Consider the following 15,883-nt stretch of genomic DNA (forward strand, 5'->3'; position numbering starts at 1 on the left):
CCCTTCGGGGGCCGTAGGTTATGACCATGTCGAGACGAGGCGAACCATCCGTGCTGGCGATCGTCCTTGCCGGCGGCGAGGGCAAGCGACTGATGCCCCTTACCGCGGACCGGGCCAAACCTGCTGTGCCGTTCGGCGGCATCTATCGGCTGATCGATTTCGCGCTGTCGAACATCGCCAACAGCGGTTTCCTGAAGATGGTCGTGCTGACGCAGTACAAATCGCACAGTCTCGACCGGCACATCGCCAAGACGTGGCGTATGTCGACGATGCTCGGCAACTACGTCGCTCCCGTGCCCGCCCAGCAGCGGCGTGGCAAGCAGTGGTTCTCCGGGTCCGCCGACGCGATCTACCAGAGCCTCAACCTGATCCACGACGAGAAGCCGGACATCGTCGTGGTAGTGGGCGCCGACCACGTCTACCGGATGGATTTCGCCCAGATGGTGGACCGGCACATCGAGTCCGGGGCACGCGCCAGCGTGGCCGCCATCCGGCAGCCGATCGAGCTGGCCGACCAGTTCGGCGTGATCGAGCTCGCCGAGGGCGACGGGCAGAAGATCAGCGCGTTCCGCGAAAAGCCCTCGGATCCGGTGGGACTCACCGACGCGCCGCACGAGATCCTGGCCTCGATGGGCAACTACGTCTTCGACACCGACGCGTTGGTCGAGGCGGTCACGTCCGATGCCGACAACCCCAGCAGCAAGCACGACATGGGCGGAGACATCATTCCCGCGTTCGTCGACAAGGGTGAGGCCCACGCCTACGACTTCCGCGACAACTGCATCCCGGGTGCCACCGACCGCGACTTCGGCTACTGGCGCGACGTCGGGACGATCGATTCCTTCTACGACTCGCACATGGACCTGGTGTCGATCCACCCGATCTTCAACCTCTACAACTACGCGTGGCCGATCCGGACGAGCGACGTCGGCTACCCGCCGGCCAAGTTCGTGCACGGCGCATCCGACCGCAGCGGTATGGCGACCGGCTCGATGATCTCCCCCGGGTGCATCGTCAGCGGCTCGGTGATCGGCAACTCCGTGCTGTCGACCAACGTCAAGGTGCACTCGTTCGCCCAGGTGGACGACGCGATCCTGATGGACAACGTGGAGATCGGCCGGCACTGCCGGATCCGCCGCGCGATCATCGACAAGGACGTCTACGTGCCGGACAACGCGAGCATCGGTCTCCACCACGACGAGGACCGTGACCGCGGCTTCACCGTGACCGAGTCCGGGATCACCGTGGTTGGCAAGGGCACCGTCATACAGGCCTGAATGTGCCTGTGCCATCATCGATTCCACACATGAACACACTCCTGGTGACCCTCTCCGGTCGAGATCGCCCTGCCGTTTCAGCGCGCCTGTTGCATGCCGCGGCCGACGCGGGGGCGCTGGTCCTGGACCTCGAGCAGGCCGTCGTGCGCGGACGGCTGCTGCTCACCGCACTGCTGCAACCGGTCGGTGACGTCACCGAGCTCACCGCGCGCATCGAGCAGGTCGCGTCGGAGTTCGATCTTGCGATCACGGCCGAACCCGGCCAGGGTGACAACCCGGCCCGTCGCACCGGTCGGGCGTCGGTCGCCGTCCTCGGTATGCCGTTGTACGCGACCGCGCTGGCGGCGATCACCGCGGCGATCGGTGATCAGGACGCCAACATCGACCGCATCCGCCGACTCTCACGCGATCCGGTCACGACCCTCGAACTCGACCTGTCCGGCGCGGACGTTCCGCAACTGCGTCGTGTGCTCGCCCTGCTGGCGGCAGAGCACGACGTCGACATAGCGGTCTCCCCCGGAGGTCTGGCACGGCGGGGCCGCCGGTTGCTGGTCATGGACGTCGACAGCACGCTCATCCAGGACGAGGTCATCGAGCTGCTGGCCGCCCACGCCGGACGCGCCGCAGAGGTTGCTGCCGTGACCGAACGCGCCATGCGCGGCGAGCTGGACTTCGAGCAGAGCCTGCACGAAAGGGTGCGCTGCCTGGCCGGACTCGACGTCTCGGTGTTCGACGAGGTGCGCCACGCCATACGCCTCACGCCCGGTGCACGGACCCTGGTGCGCACCGTCCGGCGGCTCGGGTTCTCGGTCGCCGTCGTGTCCGGCGGCTTCATCGAGATCGTCCAGCCGCTCGCGACCGAGCTCGGGATCGACCGCGCGCACGCCAACAGGCTGGAGGTGCGTGACGGCAAGCTCACCGGCCGTGTCGACGGGCTCGTCGTCGATCGCGCGGAGAAGGCGCGTGCGCTGCGCCGGTTTGCCGAGGCCGAACGACTGCCGCTGTCCCGGACGGTCGCCGTGGGCGACGGCGCGAACGACCTCGACATGCTCGCGACCGCCGGCCTCGGGATCGCCTTCAACGCCAAGCCGATCGTCCGGGAGCAGGCTGACACCAGCGTCAACGTCCCCTATCTGGACGCCGTGTTGTTCATGCTCGGCATCTCCCGGGAGGACGTCGAGGAGGCGGATCGGCTGACCGGGATGTCCGACGTCCCGGACCCGGACCCGCGCTCTTCCATAGAATCGCCCCATGTCTGATCCAGCTGCGCGTTCCCTGCTGATCATCGGCGGCGCCGAGGACAAGGTGGGTCGCGTGACGATCCTGCGTCGATTCGTCCGGCTGGCGGGCGGTCGCAAGTCCCGGATCGTGATCATCCCCACCGCGTCGTCGGTCCCGGACGAGGTCGTCGATGTCTACTCGACGGTCTTCTCGCGACTCGGCGCGCCCCAGATCGACTCGGTCGACCCGAGCGACCGCGCGCACAGCAGCGACGCCGACCTGCAGCAGTTGGTCGACGACGCGACCGGGATCTTCCTGTCGGGTGGCAATCAGCTCAAGCTGAGCCAGCTGATCGTCGGCACGCCGCTGGGTACGGCGATCCTGCGCGCCTACGAGCGCGGCGCGGTGATCGCCGGCACCTCCGCGGGCGCGTCGATCATGAGCCAGTTCATGATCTCGATGGGCGACGAGGGCGTGACCCCGCGCCAGCGGTCCAGCCAGCTGACCGCCGGACTCGGGCTGCTGCCGGGCGTCATCATCGACCAGCACTTCGACCAGCGGGCCCGCTACGGACGGCTGCTGTCGCTGGTCGCCTCGTCGCCCAGCCTGCTCGGCATGGGCATCGACGAGGACACCGCCGCCGAGATCACCCGCGGCACCGAGCTCACGGTCGTCGGGTCCGGCGCCGTCTTCGTCGTCGACGCACGCACCGCGGTCACCGACGCGCACCAGGCCGAGCGCGACGCTCCGCTCCTGGTGACCGGCGCCGTCGTCCACACGCTGCCCTTCGGCGCAACGTTCGACCTCGAATCCGCCACTCTCACAGACTTTTCCGAGAAGTATGCCGATCTGGCCGTCTCCACCAGCCGGGACCGCCACGACACAGCCACCGCCGCCGCCGCACTACGCCGATAGGAGCCAGCAGATCGTCACAGTCGGGTCTTCGCCCACACCACCCACGAGAGGAGCAGCCACCATGCAAGGGTCGCCGACCGATGGACAGCTGCAGGTCCTGCGCACCCGGGTCTACCGGGGTCCGAACATCTGGGCCTACGAGCAGGCAGTGCACCTGCTGGTCGATCTCGGTGAGCTGGAGGAGTTTCCGACCGACAGGCTGCCCGGCTTCACGGACCGGCTGCTGGAGTGGCTCCCCGGACTGGAACACCACACCTGCTCGCGCGGCCGGCGCGGTGGTTTCGTGGAGCGGCTGCGCGAGGGGACCTGGCTCGGACACGTCACCGAGCACGTGGCACTGCAGTTGCAGCAGGAGGCCGGACACGACATGCGCCGCGGCAAGACCCGCGGTGAGAAGGGGCGCCCCGGCGTCTACAACGTGATCTTCGGCTATTTCGATGAGCGGGTCGGTGTCTCGGCCGGCGAGCTCGCCGTGCGCATGGTCAACGAACTCCTTGAGCCCACAACCGAATTCGACTTCGAGGACGAGCTCGACCGGTTCTTGCGGCTGGCCGGCCGGAAGGCGTTCGGTCCGTCGACCGCTGCCATCATCGATGAGGCGGTCAGTCGCGACATACCGTGGCACCGCCTCAATCAGTACTCCCTCGTCCAGCTCGGTCAGGGCGTGCACGCCCAGCGCATCCGGGCGACGATGACGTCACGCACGTCGGCACTGGCCGTCGACATCGCCGGCGACAAGAACCTCACCTCCACCCTGCTCGGCTCCGCCGGGTTGCCGGTGCCGAAGGCCATCACCGTGCGGGACGCGGAGGCGGCCGCCGAGGCTGCCACCAGGATCGGGTTCCCGGTGGTGATCAAGCCGCTGGACGGCAACCACGGCCGCGGTGTGATCCTCAACCTCGGCTCCGCCGAGGAGGTCCGGACGGCATTCCCGCTCGCGGCCGAGCAGAGCCGCCGCGGGGTGGTCCAGGTCGAGTCGTTCATCACCGGCAAGGACTACCGCTGCCTGATCATCGGTGGGCGGATGGCGGCGATCGCCGAGCGGGTTCCGGCGCATGTGGTCGGCGACGGAGAGCGCACGGTCGAGGAACTTGTCGACGTCACCAACGCGGACCCGCGCCGTGGGGTCGGCCACGAGAAGGTGCTCACCCGCATCGTGGTCGACGACGCCGCCATCGAGTTGGTCCGTGAGCAGGGCTACGCCATGAGCGACGTCCCGCCACAGGACGAGATGGTCAAGCTCGCACTCACCGGCAACATGTCGACCGGCGGGATCTCCATCGACCGCACCTTCGACGCGCACCCGGACAACGTCGAGATCGCCGAGGAGGCAGCGCAACTCATCGGTCTCGACGTTGCGGGCATCGACTTCATCTGCCCCGACATCACGGCACCGGTGCGCGAGACCGGTGGCGCGATCTGCGAGGTCAATGCAGCACCCGGCTTCCGGATGCACACCCATCCGACGGTCGGCGAGCCACAGTTCATCGCCAAGCCGGTCGTCGATCTGCTGTTCCCGCCCGGCTCCCCGTCCCGTGTTCCGGTCGTCGCGGTCACCGGCACCAACGGCAAGACAACGACCTCGCGGATGCTGTCGCACATCATGAAGAGCCTCGGCCGCAAGGTCGGTATGACGTCGACCGACGGCATCGTGATCGATGAGCGGCTCGTGATCAAGGCCGACGCCTCCGGCCCGCGATCGGCCCGGATGGTGCTGCAGAATCCGCGGGTCGACTTCGCGGTGCTCGAGGTCGCGCGGGGCGGGATCCTGCGGGAGGGCCTGGGCTACGACCGCAACGACATCGCGATCGTCACGAACATCGCACCGGATCATCTCGGGATGCACGGGATCGACACCCTCGAACAACTCGCCCGTGTGAAAGCCGTTGTCGTCGAAGCGGTTCCGCGTGACGGGTATGCCGTGCTCAACGCCGACGACCCGCTGGTGCGGGCGATGCGTCGGCGGTGCTCCGGCACCATCGTGTGGTTCTCGATGGAGCCGCCGGGCAGCCGGGTGCGCGAGTTCATCGACGAGAAGTGCCGGCGCGGTGCGCGCGCCGTCGTGCTGGAGCCGTCGGACCGCGGCGAGATGATCGTCCTCAAGCAGGGTCGACGCTCGATGCCGCTCGCCTGGACCCACCTGCTGCCGTCCACCTTCGGTGGCACCGCCCGGATGAATGTCGCCAATGCGCTGGCCGCGGCCGGTGCCGCGTTCGCGGCCGGTGCGCCGCTGCACGACATACGACAGGGACTGCGGACGTTCACGACGTCCTACTACCTCTCCCCCGGCCGGCTGAACCGCGTGGAGGTCAACCACGCCGAGGTGTTCGTCGACTACTGCCACAACCCGCCCGGGATGCATCGTCTCGGCGAGTTCGTGCAGGGGTATGTCGATCAGCGCCAGGGTGCCGCGGAGCACCGGATCTCGCGCATCGGCATGGTCGGCGCGGCCGGGGACCGGCGCGACGACGACATCCGCGAACTCGGCAGGGCGGCCGCGCGATATTTCGACGTGCTCGTGCTGCGCGAGGACGACAACCTGCGCCGTCGGGCGCCGGGCGAGTCGGCGGCGCTGGTCGAGGAGGGGGTGCGGGAGGCGATGGCCGACGGTGCACGCTGCCGTCAGGTCCTCACCGTCCTGAACGAGCTCGAGGCGACGCGTCACGCGGTCCACCTGGCCAATCCGGGTGACCTGGTGATGCTCTGCGTCGACCAGCACGGTGCCGTGCTCGCCGAGCTGGAAAGCTTTACGCACCAAGCGAATGCGGGTGCTCGAACCGATGACGAGCAACCGGGCGACCCGGATTTGGACCCGCGACAACTGGCGACCGAGGCCACGGAGGCGTCGGCCGTCGAGGACACCGAGTGGCGTGAGGTCGTCGAGGCCCAGCCCGCCGTCGAGCAGTTGTGACCGCGTCGTACGACGTCGTCGTACGACGCGGGCGGCCGGGCGAAACCAGGAAACACACGAGAGGATGAAGGCCCGGGAGGGCCGCGGGTTCGCGCCCGGCCGCCGCGACTAATCGACGGTTACGGTTTCTTCCGCGGTGCTACTCGCCTCCCTTCGGCATGCGTTCCGATGTTTCGGCCGTTGACGTCACCAGGTGCTGCTGCTCGCTGTCCTTGGCGTGTGCGACCTTGATCTGGCGTGGCTTGGCTCGCTCGTGCAACGGGATCGTCAGGTTCAGCACCCCGTTGTCGTAGCTGGCCTCGATCCGCTCGGTGTCGATGTCGTCCCCGAGGGTGATCTGTCGGCGGTAGACGCCGGCGAAGCGTTCGCTGGTCAGCCACTGCACGTCGTTCTCCGGCGGTGCGGTCCGGTGCGCGGTCAGTGTCAGGACGCCGCGATCGATGTTCACGTCGATGCTGCCGGGATCCATGCCGGGAAGATCGGCATGCAGCACGTAATGGTCCTCGACCCGGTAGAGGTCGATCGGCATGAACTGTGGCGACCGGGCCGAGCCGGCACGCATGCCCAGCAGATTGCGGGCGAGGGCGTCGAAGTCAGAAATCGAGTCAGAGCGCATAGCAACCTCTCATCGTCAGGGGCCGCCTACCGGTCACCCGGAGGCAACCAACACGAATTCCTACGGCTCAAAAATTAGCACTCTCCACCCGAGAGTGCCAGATTCCCGGCGACGGAATTTTCGGCGCGTCCGCCGCAGCCATCAGGTCGTCAACACGATCTTCCCGACGTGCGCACCCTCGTCGAGACGGCGATGGGCGGCGACGACATCCTCCAGCGCGAAGACACTGTCGACACGCGGCCGCAGCGCGCCGAGACGCAGTCCGGCGTCGAGGAAGGCCGCCATACGGCGCACCACGATGGGATCGAGGGTGTGCTCGAAACTCATGTAGCGGTAGATCGTCAGCGGCGCGTTCGTGGGCATCGAGGCCGGCCGCGCGTCCATCCAGCCGACCAGCACCACGCAGCCGCCGGGCTTCGCAGCCGTGGCAAGTGCTGCCACGCCGGGACCCGCCACAGCATCCATGATGATGTCGACGCCCGCGCCGCCGGTGAATTCCCGCGCGGCCGCCGCCACATCCCCTTCCTCACTGGCGAACACCGCCGCGGCGCCCGCCTCGAGCAGCAGTTCCCGCTTGGCGGAGGTGCGCGTCGTGGCCAGGGGGACGGCACCGATCTGCCGAGCCACCTGCAGTGCAGCCAGACCGACCGAACTCGACGCGGCGGTGATCAACACCGTGTCCCCCGGTCGCATCCCGGCCTTCTCCACCAGGGCGCCGTATGCCGTGGAGTAGGAGACCCAGAGCGCGGCGCCATCAACGGCAGTCAGGCCCTCGGGCCGGCGAATCAGTCGATCGGCAGGAACGACGACCTGGTCGGCATACGTGCCATCGACGTCCATCGCAGGGACTGCGGTGATGATCACCGGGTCCCCCTCCGCGAAGCCGTCGACCTCGGAGCCCAAGGCGTCCACGATCCCGGTGCCCTCGCAGCCGATGCGCGCGTGCGGCAACCGGAACGGTCTCGGGAAGGCGCCAGTGCGCATCATGTGGTCCAGACGGTTCACCCCGATCGCCTCGATGCGCACCCGGACCTCACCGGCGCTGGGTTCCTTCGCCGGCTCGTCGACGATGTGCAGGACGTCGGGTTGGCCAGTGCGGTCGAATATCACGACTCTGGACACGGTGAACTCCTCGGTTTTGAACGAACGAAGTGGGACGATGTCCCATTTAGACAATACGGTACGCTGTTCCACTTAGGAAGTGGTACCCGAGGGGAGAGGAGGCACCGTGGCCACGCGCGCACGTCCCGCCCCCTCGACGTCCCGCCCCAAACGCGCCGACGCACGCCGCAACGAGCAGGCTCTGCTGGACGCCGCGGCACGGATCTTCGTCACCGCCGGCGTCAATGCGCCGATCCGACAGATCGCCGCCGAAGCCGGCGTCGGGACCGCCACCATCTATCGGCACTTCCCCGCCCGAGCGGACCTGATCGTCGCCGTCTACCGGCACCAGGTCGACACGCTCGCCGAGGCCGCCCCCGCACTCCTGGAGTCAACGGCCGGCTCCTACGACGCGCTGGTGCAGTGGATCGACCGATTCGTCGACTTCCTGGTCACGAAACTCGGACTGGCCGAGGTGATGCAGTCCGACGATCCCTGTTTCGATCCCCTGCACGACTACTTCCTGGAACGCCTCGTGCCGGCGTGCGCCCAGTTGGTCGGCGCAGCCGCCGAGCGCGGCGAGATCCGCGCCGACATCGAACCGCTCGAACTCATGCGCGGAGTCGGCAACCTGTGCGCCGGGGCCGGCGGAAGCCATGGCTTCGATGCGCGGCGGCTGGTGGGGCTGCTGGTCGCCGGGCTCAGGCTGGGCTGAGCACGACGCGATGCGTCATACCTCGTCGATCGCCGCGGTGAAGCGCGTCAACGAGTTGAGGTAGCGCTGCACGTCCGCCTCGGCACTCATCGTCACCAATTGCATTGTGGTTGCTCGCAATGCCTCAGTGTCACGGCCGAGATCGTGCAGGGTCAATGCGCGGAAGAGGACGACCGCGCTGTTGTCCGGATGGTCCGCGACCAACCTGTCGAGTATGGCGAGGGACTCCTCCAGCCTGCCGAGGAGCCGCAGCGTCGAGGCCTGCTGGATCAGCGCCCGGTGCCGATACGGCTCGTCGATGCGCTGCGCCAGTGCCTTGTCGTACCAGGCCAACGCCTCCGCCTCACGACCTGCGGAGTCGTGCGCGCCGGCGAGCTCGTAGAGCACCCGCCCGTCCTTCGGAAACCGTTGCTGCAGTGCGAAAGCCGCGTCGATCCTGGCAGCGTCGTCCTCGAGCGACCACAGTGCAGCGATGTCGGACTCCGCCTCGTGCTCGCCGCGCGCAACCACTGCCTTACGTCGTATGGCGGAGGCGTCGTCCGAGGTCGCACCGTTCCTCATCAGCCACTGGTGCAACGTCGCCCAGTGCGAGTGCGTCATCAACGCCAGCACGTCACCGTCATGCGCGGCCGTCAGGAGTCCGGTCAGTCCGCTGAACTCGTCCGGCCACGATGCCGTCGGCAACACACCGACATGTGAAAGCCCTTGCCGTAGAAAGCTTTCCAGCTCCTCCATCGACCGGCCGCGCAGATAGTGCTCCTTGTGCTGGATCTGTACGCGGTCGGCGCCCAGGCCGGCCATCTCCCCCATCCGCACCAGGATCTCGTCGGTGCGGTCGCCGCCCGTGCCGAGGCCGAGTTGCAGTTGTGATCCGGGACGCACCAGCCCGCGACCGACACGAAGCAACGCCTCGAGGCCGGCCTCGTTGTGCGCCATGTCGAGCACGACGGTCGCCATACCGCCTTGCGGCAGCGAGACCGAGTAGATGTTCATCCGTCCGGGGTTGAGCCGGTGGTCCGGGGTGAAGGTACGGAGTCCCTCGACCACGGCCTCCCTCGGCAGGCCGGCGCCGAGCCCGGCGGCCGCTCCCGCCAATGCGTTCGCGATGTTGTGCTCGGACAGCCCGGCCAGCGTCATCGGCACGTCCACCAGGCTGATCAACCGGTCCGGCGACGCGCCGGGAAGGAGCACCGCGATGTCGCCGTCGAGGACGGTGATCCCCCGACCGCGCGCGTCGAGTGCTTCGCGCAGCGACGGCGACTCGGGGTCGAGGCTGAAACACCACGGCCGCCCGCCCGCGGTCGCACGCATGGCCCACACCCGGGGATCGTCGCCGTTCAGCACCACCCAACCCTCGGGCTTGGTGACCTTGGTGATGATCGCCTTGACCTCTGCGAGCTGGTCGAGAGTGTCAATCCCGTCCATTCCCAAGTGATCCGCACTCACGTTGGTCACGACGCTCACGTCATTGTGGGCCGTGCCCAGGCCGCGCCAGAGCATGCCGCCACGCGCTGTCTCCAGGACGCCGAACTGCACGCCCGGCGCATCCAGCACGGCGCGTGCACCCCCCGGCCCGGAGTAGTCGCCCTTCTCGACGACTTCCCCCTGCACGAGTACCCCGTCGGTCGAACTCCAACCGGTGCGCTTGCCGGCCGTCATACCCAGGTGCGCGATCAGGCGCGTCGTCGTCGTCTTGCCGTTGGTGCCGGTGACGGCCACCACCGGGACCTTCGGTCGCAGCGCACGCACGCGGTCACCGAGCGGCTGGGCGCGCACGTGGGCGCCGGCTCGCGCGAAGACCTCCGCGACCGGCTCGGAACCGAGCAGGTCGTTCAGCAACGGCCCGATGCCGTCGGCCACCGCCTGGGCCCGCCCCGCGTTGTTCAGCGCGATCGCAACGACGACCTCGTCGGTGGTCTCGCCGGGACGCACCCGCACGCCGACGCGCACCACCCCGGCCTCACGCATCAGCAGTCGCACGGCCCGCTCCACGATGCGCAGCACCACGCCCCGACGGGCCGCGGTGCCCGGTTGCCCGGTGTCCTTCGCGCGGACCGCCATCTCGCGCGCGAGCAACCTCAGCCGTGCCGGCTCGGCACCCAGATAGCCGGGCACGCGCAACGTGAGCTTGGCCGCCGGTCGCGTGAAATAGAGGTTCGGGCCGCGCAGGATCCGCGCCCCGACGACCTGGGCAGCGTCCGACGAACTCATACCCGGATCGTAGTGCCGGACCTACTGACCCATCGCGTGCACGCCGCCGTCGACGTGCACGATCTCACCGGTGGTCGCCGGGAACCAATCGGACAGCAGCGCGACACACGCCTGCGCGGCCGGGACCGGGTCGGTGATGTCCCACCCGATCGGGGCACGCTCGCCCCAGACCTGCTCGAACTGCTCGAATCCGGGGATCGACTTGGCGGCCGTGGTCCGGATCGGGCCGGCCGACACCAGGTTGGACCGGATGCCCTTCGGCCCGAGGTCACGGGCCAGGTAGCGGTTCGTCGACTCGAAGGCAGCCTTCGCAACGCCCATCCAGTCATAGACCGGCCACGCGAACTTCGCGTCGAACGTCAGGCCGACAAGGGACGAACCCTTCGTCATCAACGGAAGCGCAGCAACCGCAAGGGATTTCAGCGAGTATGCCGAGGCCTGCAACGCCACCGAGGCGTCCTCCCAGGTGCCGCCCATGAAGTCGAACGCTCCCGGCGGTGCGAAGCCGATGGAGTGCAGCACGCCATCGAGCGAATCGAACCCGGCCTCCTTCAACCGGTCGGCGAGGCTGTCGAGGTCATCGTTGTTGGTGACGTCCAACTCGAGCAGCTCGGGCTGCTTCGGCAGCCGCTTGCTGATCGTCTGGGTGATGCGCTTCACGCGCCCGAACGATGTGATCACCACCTCGGCGCCCTGCTCCTGGGCGATCTTCGCCACGTGGAACGCGATGGACGACTCCATCGTGATGCCGGTGATCAACAGCCGCTTGCCTTCGACGATGCCTGTCACGTCGACTCCCTCGCTTCGGTGGTGCTTCGGTGTGTGGTGTCTTCAGGGGTATGCCGGTCAGTGGCCCATGCCGAGGCCGCCGTCGACCGGGATCACGGCGCCGTTGATGTATGCCGCGGCGTCGCTGGCGAGGAAGCGCACGACCTGCGCCACCTCGTCGGGCTGCGCGAACCGGGCCGCCGGGATGGAATCGACATAGGCGGTGCGCTGCGCCTCGGGCAGGGCGCGCGTCATGTCGGTGTCGATGAAGCCCGGGGCGACCACGTTGGCAGTGATCGCCTTCTTGCCGAGCTCGCGGGCGATGGAGCGCGCCATACCGACCAGGCCGGCCTTGGACGCCGCATAGTTGACCTGGCCGGGACCACCGAGAAGCCCGACAACACTGGAAACAAAGATGATCCGGCCGCCCTTGCGTCGGATCATGCCCTTGGTCGCGCGGCGCGCGCAGCGGAAGGCACCGGTCAGGTTGGTCTCCAGGACACTGTCGAAGTCGTCGTCCGTCATACGCATCAGGAGTGTGTCGTGGGTGATGCCGGCGTTGGCGACGACGACCTCGACCGGTCCGCCGAAGTGCTCCTCCGCGGCGGTGAATGCCGCATCGACCGAAGCCGTGTCGGTGACATCGCAGGCGACGGTGGTCGCACCCTCGGGGCCGTCGGAGCCGCTGCGGGACGTCACGACCACGTCGTCACCGGCCGCGACGAATGCCTCCGCGATCGCCCGGCCGATGCCTCGGTTTCCCCCGGTGACCAACACGTGCTGCGGCATCTGGCGCTCTCCTCGTTCAGTCCTGGAATGGCCCCGGACGGGGCCGAGTGCACAGGCTATTGGACTACCAGGCGGTAGCCCGCACGGCGTGTCCGAGCACGACGCCAAGGCACCCCACGAAGTTCTCTCCTCCGCTTCGCTCCCCCGAGATACTTCGCGGGGGACCCCGCCTAGACTGAAGTGGTGCCGCGCCGGAATGAACGTCCTTCAGTGCAGTCGGCAACCGACCTGCCGCTGCCGGGCAAGCACGATCTCGATACCCGGATGCGCAACTACGCCATCGCGATGGGGATCCGCACCGCCGCCTTCGTCCTCGCCTATTACCTCGACGGGCCGTTGCGCTGGATCTGCGTGGGCCTCGCGGTGCTGCTGCCGGAGGTCGCGGTGATCGGCGCCAACGCCGCCAACCAGAAGCGCCAGCAGGTCCGTGGCCGCGGTGTGGTGACCGACCAGCGTCGCCAGCTGCACGGGCACCGTCGATGAGGCTGCCCGGGGCAGCGCCGGATCAGCCCACCCAGTGCAGCGCGAAGGGGTGTCGGCGCGATGCGTCATACGCCCTCGTATGGCGAAACCCGAAGATCCACGACGAGGACCGGCGCAAGACCTGGCTCGCCTGCGACGAGCACCGCACCACCCTGTCGGAGTTCCTGAGCTTCCGCGGATTCCCGTTGCAGGTCAAGCCGATCGACGAATTGTCGCCGAACGACTGACCGAAGCTGTCAGCCGCCGATCGACGACATGGGCCGATCGGGTTGCTGGAAGTTGGGTTCACCGATGCCGTGGCCGCGACGCTTGGCCAGCATCGTCCCTCGTATGACGTCAGCCAGCTCCTCGTCACTGGCGCCCGACCGCAACGGACCGCGCAGGTCCCCCTCGTCACGGGCGAACAGGCAGTTGCGGACCTGACCGTCGGCCGTGAGCCGCACGCGGTCACACGCCGCACAGAACGGGGCCGTGACGCTGGCGATCAGGCCGACCGTGGCGGGGCCACCGTCGACCAGGAACAGCTCGGCCGGGGCGCTGCCGCGGGTGCCGTCCGGCATCTCCGTCAGCGTGAAGCGCTCCCCCAGCCGCTCGCGCAGCTCGCGGCCGGTCAGCATCGTCTGCCGCTCCCAGGTGTGTCCGGCGTCCAGCGGCATCTGCTCGATGAAGCGCAGCTCGAGTCCGCGGTCCAGGCACCACTGCAGGAGATCGGCCGGGTTGTCCTTGCCCTCAGGGTCGTGCATCGCGACGGCGTTGATCTTCACCGGCTTGAGGCCGGCGTCCTGGGCGGCCTTGATGCCGCGCTCGACGTCGGCGAAGCGGTCGCGCCGGGTCAGCGCCTGGAAGCGTTCGGGGTTGACGGTGTCCAACGAGACGTTGATCCGTTGCAGGCCCGCCTCGGCGAGCGGTTGCGCCAGGCGATCCAGGCCGATTCCGTTGGTGGTCATCGCAATTCGCGGCGCGTGCTCGAGCGATGCGAATCGACGAACCACATCGGGCAGGCCGCGGCGCAGCAGTGGCTCGCCGCCGGTGAGCCGGATCGAGCGCACGCCGAGCTGGGTGAAGATGTCGACGATGCGCACGAGCTCGTCGTCGGTGAGCATCTCCGGACGTGGCAACCAGTCGAGACCTTCGGCGGGCATGCAGTAGGTGCAGCGCAGGTTGCATCGATCGGTCAGCGACACGCGAAGATCCGTGGCGACACGACCGAAAGTGTCCGGCAGTCCTGTGCCGGTCTTGTCGAGGCTGCTCATAGGACTCCAGAGTAGGCCAGTTACGGTCTGTGGGTGCTCCGCAGGCTACTTACCCGACGCTGGTTGACCTGGTTGTTGATCGCCATCGTGTGGGCCGTCGCCTGTGTCTTCCTCGGCCGATGGCAGTGGCATCGCTATGAGGCGAAGTCGCTGTCGCAGCACCAGCTGTCGGACAACTACAACGCCAAACCCGTTGGGGTCACATCGATCCTGCCCCACAAGGACTCGACGTTGTCGCCAGACGACACGTGGCGGCAGGTCAAGCTCGTCGGACGCTACGAGCCCGCGAAGAAGCTGCTCGTGCGCAACCGGCCGAACGACGGCACCTTCGGGTACGAGCTCGTCATACCGTTCCGACAGACGGACGGGCCGACCGTGCTGGTCGATCGCGGCTGGCTGGACAACGGCCGCACCGCCGCGGCGCCGACCTCGGTGCCGCCGACCCCGAGTGGGACCGTGACGGTCATCGGCTGGCTGAAGCCGGGCGAGCGGGCGACCGACAACAAGCGGGTGCCGGGCCAGGTCTCGTCGATCAACCTGGACACGATCGCGACGCTGACCAAGGACGATCTGCTGACCGGCGGCTACGTGCTGTCGCGGTCGGAGAAGCCGGCCCCCGCCGCGACCAAGCACGGTCTGGCCCCGCTTCCCAAGCCGTCACCGGGCACGTATGCCGGGATCAACTTCAGCTACGCGCTGCAGTGGTGGGCCGCTGCGATCGGCGGGATCCTCTTGATGCTCTATCGCTGCTGGAAGGAGGAGCAGGAAGCGGTCAACGGCCCCGAACCGGCGAAACCGAAGAAGCCCAAGAAGGTCCGCATCTGGGACGAGGAGGACGAATGAAACCTCACTTCTTCTTCCGCTGCAGGAACGCCTGCATCGCCGCCTTCGCCTCGTCCGAACCGAACAGACGCGCGGACAGCTCTGCCAGCTCAGCGCCGTGTGCGTCGATGTTGGCCAGCAATGGAGCCGCGACCAGCGCCTTGCTCTCGCGCAACCCTTGCGGGCTGGCCTGCGCCAGCTGCTCGAGGACGGCGGCAATCGCCTGATCCAGCTCGTCGGCCGGCACCGTCTCGGTGATCAGGCCGAAGTCGGCCGCCGCTGCGGCATCGAAGGTTTCGGCCGTCAGGAACGTCCGTGCCGCTGCCCGGCTCGTCATCCGCGGCAGGGTCGTCAGCGAGATCAACGCCGGCGCGAGGCCGAGGCGTGCCTCGGTGAAGGCGAACGTCACCGTGTCGGCCGCGATCACGATGTCGGCAGCACCGACGAGGCCCAGACCGCCGGCGCGTACCGGCCCGTGCAGCCGTATGACGACAGGCTTGGCGGCCGCCACGATCTGCCGCTGGAGGGAGACCAGGTCGTGCGCACCCTGCTCCATCCCGCCCAGCTTGGCCTCGGACAGGTCGGCGCCGGAGCAGAACACCGGTCCGGCTGCGGTCAGCAGCACCGCCCGGACGGTCTCGTCCCGATCCGCCGCCGCCAGCGCATCGGACAGCTCCGTCACGAGCTGCCGGCTGAGCGCATTGCGGTTGTGCTGGCTGTCCAGGGTGATCGTGGCGATCCCGGCGTCGGACTGCAGGTGGACCAGCTGCGTTGTCGTCATACCGCCGACCGTAGCGGGAC

At 68.2% G+C, this 15,883-nt stretch carries 15 protein-coding genes; 8 read left to right on the forward strand and 7 right to left on the reverse strand.

The features are described from left to right. The first annotated feature begins 26 nt into the window (after nucleotides 1-26). The 4 genes from glgC to cphA all read left to right on the forward strand — a co-directional run bounded on the left by glgC (nucleotide 27) and on the right by cphA (nucleotide 6,324). Nucleotides 27-1,277 carry a glucose-1-phosphate adenylyltransferase gene (gene glgC, locus VG502_RS05920; protein ID WP_325549100.1) on the forward strand — a complete coding sequence of 417 codons (1,251 nt, stop codon included), beginning with the start codon at nucleotides 27-29 and terminating at the stop codon, nucleotides 1,275-1,277. A gap of 29 nt (nucleotides 1,278-1,306) precedes the next feature. Continuing rightward, nucleotides 1,307-2,536, forward strand: a complete 1,230-nt coding sequence (gene serB, locus VG502_RS05925; protein WP_325549101.1) for a phosphoserine phosphatase SerB — start codon at nucleotides 1,307-1,309, stop codon at nucleotides 2,534-2,536. Next, nucleotides 2,529-3,413 carry a cyanophycinase gene (locus VG502_RS05930; protein ID WP_325549102.1) on the forward strand — a complete coding sequence of 295 codons (885 nt, stop codon included), beginning with the start codon at nucleotides 2,529-2,531 and terminating at the stop codon, nucleotides 3,411-3,413. The genes serB and VG502_RS05930 overlap by 8 nt, the downstream gene beginning before the upstream one ends. Nucleotides 3,414-3,474: 61 nt before the next feature. Beyond that, nucleotides 3,475-6,324 (forward strand): cyanophycin synthetase, encoded by a 2,850-nt coding sequence (gene cphA / locus VG502_RS05935; protein ID WP_325549103.1) that lies wholly within the window; start codon nucleotides 3,475-3,477, stop codon nucleotides 6,322-6,324. A gap of 139 nt (nucleotides 6,325-6,463) precedes the next feature. Here cphA and VG502_RS05940 read toward each other — a convergent pair whose 3' ends face one another. Both VG502_RS05940 and VG502_RS05945 read right to left on the reverse strand, forming a co-directional pair. After that, on the reverse strand, nucleotides 6,464-6,940 hold the full coding sequence (locus VG502_RS05940; protein ID WP_325549104.1) for an Hsp20/alpha crystallin family protein: 477 nt from the start codon (nucleotides 6,938-6,940) through the stop codon (nucleotides 6,464-6,466). A gap of 141 nt (nucleotides 6,941-7,081) precedes the next feature. Beyond that, on the reverse strand, nucleotides 7,082-8,062 hold the full coding sequence (locus tag VG502_RS05945) for a zinc-dependent alcohol dehydrogenase family protein (protein WP_325549105.1): 981 nt from the start codon (nucleotides 8,060-8,062) through the stop codon (nucleotides 7,082-7,084). Nucleotides 8,063-8,168: 106 nt separating this feature from the next. Here VG502_RS05945 and VG502_RS05950 point away from each other — a divergent pair, with 106 nt between their 5' ends. Beyond that, nucleotides 8,169-8,756 (forward strand): TetR/AcrR family transcriptional regulator, encoded by a 588-nt coding sequence (locus VG502_RS05950; RefSeq protein WP_325549106.1) that lies wholly within the window; start codon nucleotides 8,169-8,171, stop codon nucleotides 8,754-8,756. 15 nt (nucleotides 8,757-8,771) lie between these two features. Here VG502_RS05950 and VG502_RS05955 read toward each other — a convergent pair whose 3' ends face one another. From VG502_RS05955 to VG502_RS05965, 3 genes are read right to left on the reverse strand one after another with little or no spacing between them, the layout of a single operon-like run. Beyond that, nucleotides 8,772-10,967 carry a tetratricopeptide repeat protein gene (locus VG502_RS05955; protein ID WP_325549107.1) on the reverse strand — a complete coding sequence of 732 codons (2,196 nt, stop codon included), beginning with the start codon at nucleotides 10,965-10,967 and terminating at the stop codon, nucleotides 8,772-8,774. A gap of 21 nt (nucleotides 10,968-10,988) precedes the next feature. Next, the gene (gene fabI, locus VG502_RS05960) at nucleotides 10,989-11,756 is read right to left on the reverse strand and encodes an enoyl-ACP reductase FabI (RefSeq protein WP_414655704.1); all 768 of its coding nucleotides are present in this window, start codon (nucleotides 11,754-11,756) and stop codon (nucleotides 10,989-10,991) included. Between the two features lie 57 nt (nucleotides 11,757-11,813). After that, nucleotides 11,814-12,524 carry a beta-ketoacyl-ACP reductase gene (locus VG502_RS05965; protein ID WP_325549108.1) on the reverse strand — a complete coding sequence of 237 codons (711 nt, stop codon included), beginning with the start codon at nucleotides 12,522-12,524 and terminating at the stop codon, nucleotides 11,814-11,816. A gap of 210 nt (nucleotides 12,525-12,734) precedes the next feature. Between VG502_RS05965 and VG502_RS05970 the strand changes: the two genes are divergently transcribed. Together VG502_RS05970 and VG502_RS05975 are read left to right on the forward strand one after the other, a co-directional pair. Then, nucleotides 12,735-13,007, forward strand: coding sequence for a DUF3099 domain-containing protein (locus tag VG502_RS05970; RefSeq protein ID WP_325549109.1), 273 nt, complete (start codon nucleotides 12,735-12,737; stop codon nucleotides 13,005-13,007). Continuing rightward, nucleotides 13,004-13,234, forward strand: a complete 231-nt coding sequence (locus tag VG502_RS05975) for a hypothetical protein (protein ID WP_325549110.1) — start codon at nucleotides 13,004-13,006, stop codon at nucleotides 13,232-13,234. The genes VG502_RS05970 and VG502_RS05975 overlap by 4 nt, the downstream gene beginning before the upstream one ends. 9 nt (nucleotides 13,235-13,243) lie before the next feature. Here VG502_RS05975 and moaA read toward each other — a convergent pair whose 3' ends face one another. Further along, a complete protein-coding gene (gene moaA / locus VG502_RS05980; RefSeq protein WP_325549111.1) occupies nucleotides 13,244-14,260 on the reverse strand; it encodes a GTP 3',8-cyclase MoaA in 1,017 nt (338 codons plus the stop codon). A 33-nt stretch (nucleotides 14,261-14,293) separates the two neighbouring features. Between moaA and VG502_RS05985 the strand changes: the two genes are divergently transcribed. After that, a complete protein-coding gene (locus VG502_RS05985; protein WP_473964765.1) occupies nucleotides 14,294-15,103 on the forward strand; it encodes an SURF1 family cytochrome oxidase biogenesis protein in 810 nt (269 codons plus the stop codon). Between the two features lie 4 nt (nucleotides 15,104-15,107). Here the strand turns inward: VG502_RS05985 and VG502_RS05990 are convergent, their stop codons facing one another. Further along, entirely contained in the window at nucleotides 15,108-15,863 is a 756-nt protein-coding gene (locus VG502_RS05990; protein WP_325549113.1) for an enoyl-CoA hydratase family protein, read from the reverse strand. Nucleotides 15,864-15,883: the final 20 nt, after the last annotated feature.

The organism is Flexivirga sp., assembly GCF_035551235.1.
Classification (GTDB): domain Bacteria; phylum Actinomycetota; class Actinomycetes; order Actinomycetales; family Dermatophilaceae; genus Flexivirga.

Coding starts and splice junctions, on each gene's coding strand:
- moaA (WP_325549111.1), bottom strand. CDS start 14,260: ATGAGCAGCCTCGACAAGACCGGCACAGGACTGCCGGACACTTTCGGT.
- VG502_RS05940 (WP_325549104.1), bottom strand. CDS start 6,940: ATGCGCTCTGACTCGATTTCTGACTTCGACGCCCTCGCCCGCAATCTG.
- VG502_RS05990 (WP_325549113.1), bottom strand. CDS start 15,863: ATGACGACAACGCAGCTGGTCCACCTGCAGTCCGACGCCGGGATCGCC.
- cphA (WP_325549103.1), top strand. CDS start 3,475: ATGCAAGGGTCGCCGACCGATGGACAGCTGCAGGTCCTGCGCACCCGG.
- glgC (WP_325549100.1), top strand. CDS start 27: ATGTCGAGACGAGGCGAACCATCCGTGCTGGCGATCGTCCTTGCCGGC.
- VG502_RS05955 (WP_325549107.1), bottom strand. CDS start 10,967: ATGAGTTCGTCGGACGCTGCCCAGGTCGTCGGGGCGCGGATCCTGCGC.
- VG502_RS05975 (WP_325549110.1), top strand. CDS start 13,004: ATGAGGCTGCCCGGGGCAGCGCCGGATCAGCCCACCCAGTGCAGCGCG.
- VG502_RS05965 (WP_325549108.1), bottom strand. CDS start 12,524: ATGCCGCAGCACGTGTTGGTCACCGGGGGAAACCGAGGCATCGGCCGG.
- VG502_RS05930 (WP_325549102.1), top strand. CDS start 2,529: ATGTCTGATCCAGCTGCGCGTTCCCTGCTGATCATCGGCGGCGCCGAG.
- serB (WP_325549101.1), top strand. CDS start 1,307: ATGAACACACTCCTGGTGACCCTCTCCGGTCGAGATCGCCCTGCCGTT.